At 68.4% G+C, this 8,781-nt stretch carries 13 protein-coding genes; 12 read left to right on the top strand and 1 reads right to left on the bottom strand.

Annotation, left to right across the window (positions count from 1 at the left end):
• Nucleotides 1-84 precede the first annotated feature (84 nt).
• From Q7W02_09630 to Q7W02_09610, 5 genes are all read left to right on the top strand, one after another.
• Nucleotides 85-366, top strand: coding sequence for a hypothetical protein (locus Q7W02_09630; protein MDO8476436.1), 282 nt, complete (start codon nucleotides 85-87; stop codon nucleotides 364-366).
• A 59-nt stretch (nucleotides 367-425) separates the two neighbouring features.
• Entirely contained in the window at nucleotides 426-575 is a 150-nt protein-coding gene (locus Q7W02_09625) for a lmo0937 family membrane protein (GenBank protein MDO8476435.1), read from the top strand.
• A 90-nt stretch (nucleotides 576-665) separates the two neighbouring features.
• A complete protein-coding gene (locus tag Q7W02_09620; protein MDO8476434.1) occupies nucleotides 666-977 on the top strand; it encodes a BON domain-containing protein in 312 nt (103 codons plus the stop codon).
• Between the two features lie 85 nt (nucleotides 978-1,062).
• On the top strand, nucleotides 1,063-1,284 hold the full coding sequence (locus tag Q7W02_09615; GenBank protein ID MDO8476433.1) for a DUF3185 domain-containing protein: 222 nt from the start codon (nucleotides 1,063-1,065) through the stop codon (nucleotides 1,282-1,284).
• A 78-nt stretch (nucleotides 1,285-1,362) separates the two neighbouring features.
• A complete protein-coding gene (locus Q7W02_09610; GenBank protein MDO8476432.1) occupies nucleotides 1,363-1,551 on the top strand; it encodes a Thivi_2564 family membrane protein in 189 nt (62 codons plus the stop codon).
• Between the two features lie 390 nt (nucleotides 1,552-1,941).
• Here Q7W02_09610 and Q7W02_09605 read toward each other — a convergent pair whose 3' ends face one another.
• The gene (locus Q7W02_09605) at nucleotides 1,942-2,541 is read right to left on the bottom strand and encodes an OmpA family protein (GenBank protein MDO8476431.1); all 600 of its coding nucleotides are present in this window, start codon (nucleotides 2,539-2,541) and stop codon (nucleotides 1,942-1,944) included.
• 921 nt (nucleotides 2,542-3,462) lie between these two features.
• On the opposite strand from Q7W02_09605, the gene Q7W02_09600 reads away from it, so the two are divergent.
• The 7 genes from Q7W02_09600 to Q7W02_09570 form a co-directional block, all read left to right on the top strand.
• Nucleotides 3,463-3,657 carry a hypothetical protein gene (locus tag Q7W02_09600; protein ID MDO8476430.1) on the top strand — a complete coding sequence of 65 codons (195 nt, stop codon included), beginning with the start codon at nucleotides 3,463-3,465 and terminating at the stop codon, nucleotides 3,655-3,657.
• A gap of 326 nt (nucleotides 3,658-3,983) precedes the next feature.
• Complete coding sequence (locus Q7W02_09595; GenBank protein MDO8476429.1) at nucleotides 3,984-4,154, top strand: hypothetical protein; 171 nt, start codon at nucleotides 3,984-3,986, stop codon at nucleotides 4,152-4,154.
• Nucleotides 4,155-4,234: 80 nt separating this feature from the next.
• On the top strand, nucleotides 4,235-4,801 hold the full coding sequence (locus Q7W02_09590; GenBank protein ID MDO8476428.1) for a TraR/DksA family transcriptional regulator: 567 nt from the start codon (nucleotides 4,235-4,237) through the stop codon (nucleotides 4,799-4,801).
• A gap of 174 nt (nucleotides 4,802-4,975) precedes the next feature.
• Nucleotides 4,976-6,271 (top strand): IS701 family transposase, encoded by a 1,296-nt coding sequence (locus Q7W02_09585; GenBank protein ID MDO8476427.1) that lies wholly within the window; start codon nucleotides 4,976-4,978, stop codon nucleotides 6,269-6,271.
• A 149-nt stretch (nucleotides 6,272-6,420) separates the two neighbouring features.
• Nucleotides 6,421-6,768, top strand: coding sequence for a hypothetical protein (locus tag Q7W02_09580; GenBank protein ID MDO8476426.1), 348 nt, complete (start codon nucleotides 6,421-6,423; stop codon nucleotides 6,766-6,768).
• Nucleotides 6,769-6,854: 86 nt separating this feature from the next.
• On the top strand, nucleotides 6,855-7,985 hold the full coding sequence (locus Q7W02_09575; GenBank protein ID MDO8476425.1) for a geranylgeranyl reductase family protein: 1,131 nt from the start codon (nucleotides 6,855-6,857) through the stop codon (nucleotides 7,983-7,985).
• Nucleotides 7,982-8,781 (top strand): cyclopropane-fatty-acyl-phospholipid synthase family protein (locus Q7W02_09570; GenBank protein MDO8476424.1); only part of this gene is annotated, 800 nt, incomplete at its 3' end. The genes Q7W02_09575 and Q7W02_09570, both read left to right, overlap by 4 nt.

The following is an 8,781-nucleotide window of genomic DNA, read 5'->3' as shown; positions in this document are numbered from 1 at the left end:
ATCCCGAGGTGATAATCCAGCGCCTAAAGACTGGAGAGTGACGTCATGTGCCTTCAGCAGGACCGGGGACAGAGAATGCGGCAGATGGACAGCCTCATGCCCACGCTCAACGATCTGTACAAGCAGGGCCGGATGACGTGGACGGAGCAGGGGAAGGGTTGGATTGGCCGGCCGGAAGAGATGCTGGGCGCGCTCGCGACGGATGGCTTCTACGAATGCCACCGCGAGAGGGCGGCGAGCCCGAGCGGGCGCCGGCCCACGGAGGGCGCGTGGGACGGGGTCAAGCCCGCACACGAGATCCGTGGCCTCCGTCACCTGGACGGTCCGGCGGGCGCCGGAGCCGCCGATGGTGTTCATCGAAATTGACGGAAACTCGATCACACGCCCAGCGCCGACCCCGGTCGAGCGCTGACAAGGAGCCTGCCATGCTTTGGACCATCGCGGTAATTCTGCTGGTGCTGTGGGCGCTCGGCATGATCAGTTCGTACTCGGCCGGCGGGTTGGTCCACCTGCTGCTGGTGGTCGCCGTCATTGTCGTCGTGTTCCAGTTCCTTGGCGGCCGCCGATCCATCTGACGGCGCCGCGGTGACCTGCTCGCTGGACCGCGGCGGCTCGGCTCTTTGAGCGATGCTCACCTGGATCGTCATTCGAATGGAGGTATGGCCATGAGAGCACTGAGAGGATTCGGGATCCTTGTCCTCACCATCGTGTTGGCGTCGGCTTGGGGGTGCGGTTCGACGGCGACGAAGGAGGGGACCGGAGAGTACGTCGATGACTCCGTGATCACGACGAAGGTGAAGGCGGCGATCTTCAACGACTCCAGCCTGAAGGTCAACGAGATCAACGTCGAAACGTTCAAGGGCGTGGTCCAGCTGAGCGGCTTCGTCAAGTCTCAGGCGGACATCGACAAGGCGGTCCAAGTCGCACGCGGGGTCGCGGGCGTCACGTCCGTCAAGAACGACATGCGGATCAAGTGACGGCAGGTCGAGCCGGCAGGGGAGGAAGCGATTCGCCCGGCACCAGCAGCCAGAGAAGCATGACCAGGAGAGGGAGGAGAGCGTCGTGAAACCCGTGACTCTCGTCGGTGTCGCCCTGATCATTCTCGGCGTACTCGCCCTGGCCTACCAGGGCATCACGTACACGACGCGCGAGAAGGTCGTGGACCTTGGGCCGCTCAAGATCACGGCCGACAAGGAGAAGAGCATTCCCCTGCCGCCGATCCTCGGTGCCTTGGCTCTTGCCGGCGGCGTGGTGTTGGTCATCGTGGGAGGTCGAAAGTCGTAAGAGTGACCGTCGCTGTGGGCGACCGGCTGTCACGCGGGACCACGAGCGTCGCCGTGCAGTAATGAGAGAGGAGCGGACATGAGCCTGATCGGACTCGTCATGACGCTGGTGGTCGTCGGGGTTCTGCTCTGGCTGCTCAACAACTACGTGCCGATGGATTCGAAGATCAAGTCGATCATCAACGCCGTGGTCGTCATCGTGGTCGTAGTCTGGCTATTGCAGGCGTTCGGTGTCCTGGGCTCGTTGCGCGACCTGCGCATTCGGTAGCGCGCGCTGGGTTACGCGGCTCGCTTCCCGCGGCTCACCCGCGCGACCCGCATCCGCCTCATCAGGCTGCCGGGCGTTCTCCTTGCTCCTGCAACGGCCCCGACTGGGCGTGTAAGCGCTCCCGCGGAGGCTCTTCCCCGGGTCGCGCGCGTTTGCCTTGCTCATCGCCCGAGCCTACGAGCCACCCAAGGATCAGCAGGCCCCCAACCATGGCGAGAACGCTCAGAACGCTATCCATTTGGCTGCGACCTCCTGCTCGAGGCTGTTTGGTGGCCACCGTATCAGCGCCGTAGCAATGACGCCGGGTGGACCTTTGTCCATGAAGAGCCCAGCACCTCGGGGAATCCCCTCCGCGTACAGGACGCGCAGGAGACCCCCCGACCGCGGGGGCTAGTTGCCGGCGCGGACCAGCACCTCGACTCGCCCCTCGCGCTGCGAGCACTGCTCGGTGGACGGATTACACATGACCCGATCCGAACCGAACGTGCCCGTCTCGATCCGGTCCGCCGGCACCCCCGCCTGAATCAGCGCGTCACGAACAGTGGTGATCCGACGCTGGCTCAGCGGCAGATTGTACTGACTGGTGCCGCGTAAATCCGTGTAGCCGTCGATCCCGAGCCGCACGGACGGGTTCTGGCTCATGTAGGTCGCGACCTCGGCGGGCTTCCTCGACTCCGAGGACCGAATGTCCGACCTGTCGTAGTCGAACATGAACTCCTTCAACGACATCCAGCGAACCCCCGGCATCGGCGACGACGCCGGCGCGCCCTGGGCCCCCGTGATTCCTGCCGGGCCCTGTACCCCCGTCATCCCAGCCGAGCCCTGCACCCCGGTCATCCCAGCGGAGCCCTGCGCCCCCGTCATCCCGGGAGAGCCCTGCGCCCCCGTCATCCCCGCCGGACCCGCCGGACCCGCCGGACCCGTGCCCCCCACCGCCACCAACACCCCCGCACACAGCGGGAGCAGCGAAACCAGTAGTTGTCGTTTCATCGTCCGTCCTCCCGTCAAAATGGTGAGCTGCGACCTATTCATCGTTCTTGACTCTATTGGACGCGATCGCACGCGCCTATTGGACCTTGGTCCACACCGGGGTTCGGACGGCGCCGATCAGGCTCCCAGCACTTGGGGTGGACCAAGGTCCACTAGTTAGGCAGACAGGATCGTGTCAGCTATGTCCGGAACCATGAGGACCGCGGGCAGCGTCGGGCGACCGCGGCACCAGGCCGGACATACGGACATCGAGCCGGGAGGACCACAATGCGAATCAGTGAGGCTTTCGTCGTCGGAACGATCATGGGCGGCCTCGCGGTATGGTTCTGGGGGAGAGAGATCGAAGGCTATGTCGGAGAAAAGACGCGCGGCGTCCGCGCCCAGGCAGCGGGCGCCATGCGCGCGGTGAGAGGAGAAGACCGGGCAGGTACTAGACAGCAGCGGGAACTCTCTTCGTCGCGCCGAAGGCGTCTTGCAGAACATGAAGGAGCGCGTCAGCACGGCCCTCCGAGCAGGGCAAGACGCGATCCGGCCAGGACCGACAACCAGAAAAGCATGACGAGCGGTGTCTGAGGCGCCGTCCTCCGAGCAAGGAAGTCAGACGGAACGCTTCATCAGGATCGCCGCCCACGACCACCACGAGATCTGTGAGGTGCCGGAGCGCCCGTGAGGCCGTAAGCCCGTCCGCACGCTCGTCCTCATCCACAAGGCCGGTGACGACCCCCGGGCCTGGCGCAAGCAGCGGGAGTTCTTAGCCGGCCCCCACGGCATCCTCGACGTCGATCTCCCGGGCCGAGGCGGCCGGGTGGAAGAGCCTCCGTTCGATTCTCACAACGACAACGCCTGCGACCTCCTCGCCAACGACCGCTTCGAGGCGGTGAGCCGAGGCCCGAAGATCGTGACACCGACGCTCGTCATGGGGTGCCGAGAGGACACCGGCTCGTCGCGCCCGCGCTCGCCGAGTCTCTCGCGGCGTCGATCCCAGGCGCCGAACTGGTGATCGTGCCCGACTGCGGACACTATCCGCAGGTCGAGCAGGAAGCCACGTTCAACTACACCCTGGAAAAGTTCCTGGGACGTCTGCCCACCGACCGTCCTGCGATCAAGGTCTCGTAGGCTCGCGTCTCGATCACGTAGGCGCGGTTGGCGATTGACAGCGCCATTCCGGACGACCTTCGTCCCGGGGAAGTCCCGCTCGAAGTCCGTGATGTACTCGACCGTGACGCTCTGGGCGAGGTTGCGCGGCTGATCGACGTCGCAGCCGCGGCGGACGGCGATGTGGTGGGCGAGGAGCTGGGGCGGGATGACGGTCAGGAGCGGCGTCAGCAAGTCGGCGCACGCCGGAATCTGCAGGCCGGAGCGGACCAGTACCTCCACCGTCGACGGGCGAGACCAAGGTCCAATGGGCAAGGCCGGATGACGCCGACTAGATTGAGAGTCGCATGGGGATCGATCAGACGAAGAAACGAAAACACGCGCGCGCCCTGCTGGCCGGCGGAGCGTTGCTGGCAGCGATCGCCGTGTTGCTGCTCGCGATTGCCTTGCTGTCCGGGGCCCTCGGCGGCGCCCCGGGCGAGTTGACAGCGCACATCGCGAAGGAGGTCGGGCGGTGATCGCGCCAGCGACTGGACCAAGGTCCAATAGGCGGCCCGGCCCCCGGCGCCCAGACTTAGGCCGCGATGAAAAGTTCAATGTGGTTGACCAGGGAGAAGCGATGAAAACGAACGGACGCGCCAACGTCGGAAACCGGATCGGGCGGGACCTCGACGCAGCCCTTTCGCGACTTCGCCAGCTCGGCGCAGCGGTGATGGTCATGGACCTGCCCGGCACGATCGGCGGGAACTCGGCTTTCGCCGACGAGGTCGACCAGATCCAGGTCAGCGCGAGTCGGGACATCGATCTGGCCACGCGCGAGCTGCTGCAGGAGCGCGTGAACCGTCTGTCCGCTGCGCTGGACCGGCTGAACGAGGGGGCGTACGGCGTCTGCGTGGAGTGCGCCGAGCCGATTGTGCCGGCGCGACTCGAGGCTGTCCCCGAGGTGGAGACCTGCGTCCGCTGCCAGGCCGGCCTCGAGCGTCTCGGTCGCCAGTCCGCCTCGAGTCATCGCAGCGTGTTCGCGGCCGGCAAAATGAAACGGCGGATGAAGCGGCTCCACCGTCGTATCGCTCGTCGCTCTTTCCGAACGAGGAGGACCGCGGTGCGACTTGATGAGGCGTTCGTCATCGGGGCGCTGACCGGCGCGACCGTCGTATGGCTGTAGGGACGGACCATCGAGGATCGTATCGCGGCGCAGACGCGCGCGGTCCGCACGATGGCGGCGGATGGCATCCAGGCAGTCGAGGAGACGGTTTGGCCCGGCGTAGAGGCCACACTCCTAGTACGACTGTGTTAGAAAAGCTAGGCGGTTTATGGGGTCCGCTGGCAGTCTGGTCGTATGCGCACCCTGGAGACGGCTCGGAGCCAGCAGTTCGCCGCCTATGTGCAGCGCCTCGCCGGCGTGCTTGGTCATCGCGATCGGCATGAGCCGCTGCGCGCGTACGTCACCGGGCTGTGCCTGCCCGGGGACCGGAAGAGTATCGAGCCCATGGCCGCCCGGGTGGACCCCCGGCATGTCCGGTCGCGGCACCAGTCGATGCACCACTTCATCGCCGACGCCCCGTGGGACGAGCGGGCCGTGTTGCGCGTGGCTCGGGACTGGGTGCTGGACCCGATGGCCCGGCATGGGCCGGTGGCCGCGTGGATCGTGGACGACACGGCCTTCCCGAAGAAGGGGCAGCACTCGGTGGGCGTCGCCCGGCAGTACTGCGGCGTCCTCGGCAAACAGGACAATTGCCAAGTGGCGGTGAGCGTGTCGGTGGCCAACGACGCCGTGAGCCTGCCGGTCGCCTATCAGCTCTACCTGCCGGAGAGCTGGGCGCGGGACCGCCGGCGCCGTCGGGCCGTGGGCGTGCCGGCGGCGGTGGCGTTCCAGCCGAAGTGGCAGATGGCGCTCGGCCAGATCCAGACCTTGCAGGCCGAGGGCCTGCCGCCGGCCCCCGTGCTCGCCGACGCCGGCTATGGCGACACGACCGCATTCCGCGAGGCCCTGACCACCGCGGGACTGCCGTACGTTGTCGGCATGAAGAAGGAGACGACGGCGTGGCCCCCGGGCGAGGCGCCGCGGCCCCCGAAACGCTGGAACGGGCGCGGCCGGCCGCCCACGCGCGTGCGGCGCACCGCGACGCATACCCCCCCAAGCCTCAAGCAGCTGGCCGGGGCGCTGCCGCTCGCGGCGTGGCGGACGGTGACGTGGCGCGAAGGGACGCGCGGCGCGATGCGCTCCCGCTTCGCGCGGCTCCGCGTGCGGCCCGCCCATCGTGATGCGCAGCGCGCGGCGCCGCGGCCGGAGGAGTGGGTGCTGATCGAGTGGCCGCGGGGCGACGCCGAGCCCACGAAGTATTGGTTCTCGACCCTGCCGGCCACGATCCCGCTCGTCGAGCTCGTCCACCTCGCCAAGCTGCGCTGGCGGATCGAGCGCGACTCTCAGGAGCTCAAGGACGAGCTCGGGCTGGACCATTTCGAGGGCCGCGGGTGGCGAGGCTTCCATCATCATGGCGCGTTATGTATCGCGGCCTACGCCTACCTCGCCGCCGAGCGCGCGAGGGTTTCCCCCCCTGCGCCTCTCGCCTTCCTCCGCCCCGCTCGCCTTCCCACAGGTTTCACCCCGCGGGGCGCTCCCGGTGCGGCCTGAACGGCACGTGCCCACGTCCATCGCCACGGCGTACGAGCGCCTCGCCCGCGCGCTGCTGCAACGCCTGCCCTGTCGCTGGTGTGGGCACGCGCCGCGGAGGCGATGATGTTTTCTGACACAGTAGTACTAGAAAGGCCCTGGAGGGACTCATGATCGCGCGATTTCTCCCAAGCCCGACCCCGGCTCGCGCGGCCGCCATCCTGCGGGAGGTCTTCGGCCGTATCCAGGCGCCGGTGACCTTCAGGCTGTGGGACGGCAGCGAGGTGCGCCTGGCCGGCGACAAGCCCCTCTGCGCCGTGGTCATCAGGTCGGCGGAGACCTTCCTGCACCTGATCCTGCACCCGAGGCCCTCCGACTTCGCCCTCGCCTACGTGCACAGCGCCGTCGATTTCGAGGGCGATATCTTCGCGATCATGCCTGTCGCCGCCGAAGTCGAGGAGCTCCGCATCCCGCTGTTCCTGAAGCTCCGGCTTCTGCTCTCGCTGTGGAAGGGCTGAGCGTGACACGATCAGCGCCCCCTCACCCTGCCCTCTCCGGGGGCGAGGGATCTATACTCCCTCTCCCCTCTGGGGAGAGGGCCGGGGTGAGGGGAGTGTTCGACGTGATCGTGGTCGGCGGGGGGCCTGGCGGGAGCACGGCCGCCTGGCGGCTCGCGAAGGCGGGGCTGCGGCCCCTCGTGCTCGACGCCGCGGTGTTCCCGCGGGCGAAGATCTGCGCGGGGTGGGTGACGCCCGCGGCGCTCCGTGACCTCGAGGTCGATCCCGACAAGTACCCGCTGACCATCCAGCCGTTCGACGCGTGCGTCCTCGAGTTCGAGGGGGCGCGGCACGAGACGGGCTGGCGGACGCCCGCCAGCTACGGCATCATCCGTCGCGAGTTCGACCTCTACCTCCTCGAGCGCGCGGCCGCCGCGGGCGCCGACGTCCGCTGGGGCATCCGCGTGACCGAGGTCGAGCAGGGCCCGGACGGCGTCACCGTCCTGACCGACCGCGGCCGCTTCGAGGCGCCGCTCGTGATCGGCGCGGGCGGCCACCGCTGTCCCGTCGCGCGGGCCCTGGGCGAGGTCTCGGGGCGCGAGGAGGTGGTGGTGGCGCAGGAGAGCGAGACGCGGCTTCCGCCCGAGTGGGTGGAGCGCCTCGGGGTTTTCATGCGCGCGCCCGAGCTCTACGTCGAGCCCGACCTTCGAGGCTACGGCTGGTACTTTCCCAAGGGGGACGTCGTCAACATCGGCATCGGCTGCACGGGGGGCGGCGACGGCAGCCTGCCGCGAAGGCGCCTCGCCCTGGTGGCCGCGCTGCGCGCCTCCGGAAGGCTGCCGGATGACATGCCCATCGAGCCCTTCAAGGGGCACGCCTACGTCGTGCGCCGCCGGGCGCCGCGCAGGCTGTCGGGCGCGCGCTTCATGCTGGTGGGGGACGCGGCGGGGCTCGCCCGTGATCTCTCGGGCGAGGGCATAGGTCCGGCCATCCGGAGCGGCATCCTCGCCGCGGAGGCGGCGCGGGTGTTCCTCAGCGGCGGCACCCCGCTCGACAGCTACGCGCAGCAGGTCGCCGCGCTGTACGGGCCCGGGGAGCCCGGCTGGCTGGAGCGCCAGCTGGAGCGGCTGCCGGAGGCCGTGGCGCGGCTCGCAGTACGGATCATCCTCGGGCTGGGGCTGGCGAGACGGCGCATCGTCTTCGACGGGATATTCGGCATGAAGGAGGCGGGATCATGACACAGGGATCACGGCCACGGGACGCCCAGGCCATCGCGCACCACTACGACATCTCGAACGATTTCTACGCCCTCTTCCTCGACCCGCTCATGCTCTACACCTGCGCCTACTACCGCGAGCCGGACGGCAAGCTGGAAGAGGCGCAGCGGGACAAGGTGGACCTCGTCTGCCGCAAGCTCCGCCTCAAGCCGGGCGAGTCGCTCCTCGACATCGGCTGCGGCTGGGGCGGCCTCTCCATCTGGGCGGCGCAGCACTACGGCGTCACGGCGCACGGGGTGACGCTCTCGCGCGCCCAGGCCGAGTGGGCCGCCGCCCGCATCAAGCGGGAAGGCCTCGAGGGGCGCTGTCTCGTCGAGTACCGGGATCTGCGCGACCTGCCGGCGGGCGCCCGGTACGACAAGATCGCGGCGATCGGTGTCATCGAGCACGTCGGGGTCCCGAACTACCCGGTGTTCTTCGCCCGCGTCCGCGAGATGCTCAACGACGGCGGCCTCTACCTCAACCACGGCATCCACCACGAGTTCCACTGGAAGCAGACCAGCCACACCGACTTCCTCTACGAGCAGGTCTTCCCCAACGGCGATCTCTCCGGCGTCTCGGAGACCATGACCGAGATGGAGCGCGCCCGCTGGGAGGTGCTCGACGTCGAGAACCTGCGGCTGCACTACGCGCGCACCTGCCGCCAGTGGGTGGAGCGCCTCCAGGCCCGTGCCGACGAAGCCCGGGCGCTCGCCGGCGAGCGCACCTACCGGACCTGGCTGCTCTACCTCGCGTGCTCGTCGATGGCCTTCGAGGG

Source organism: Candidatus Rokuibacteriota bacterium (genome assembly GCA_030647435.1).
GTDB lineage: Bacteria > Methylomirabilota > Methylomirabilia > Rokubacteriales > CSP1-6 > AR37.
The sequence above is the reverse complement of the archived record's forward strand: the minus strand, read 5'-3'. Positions and strand labels throughout refer to the sequence as shown.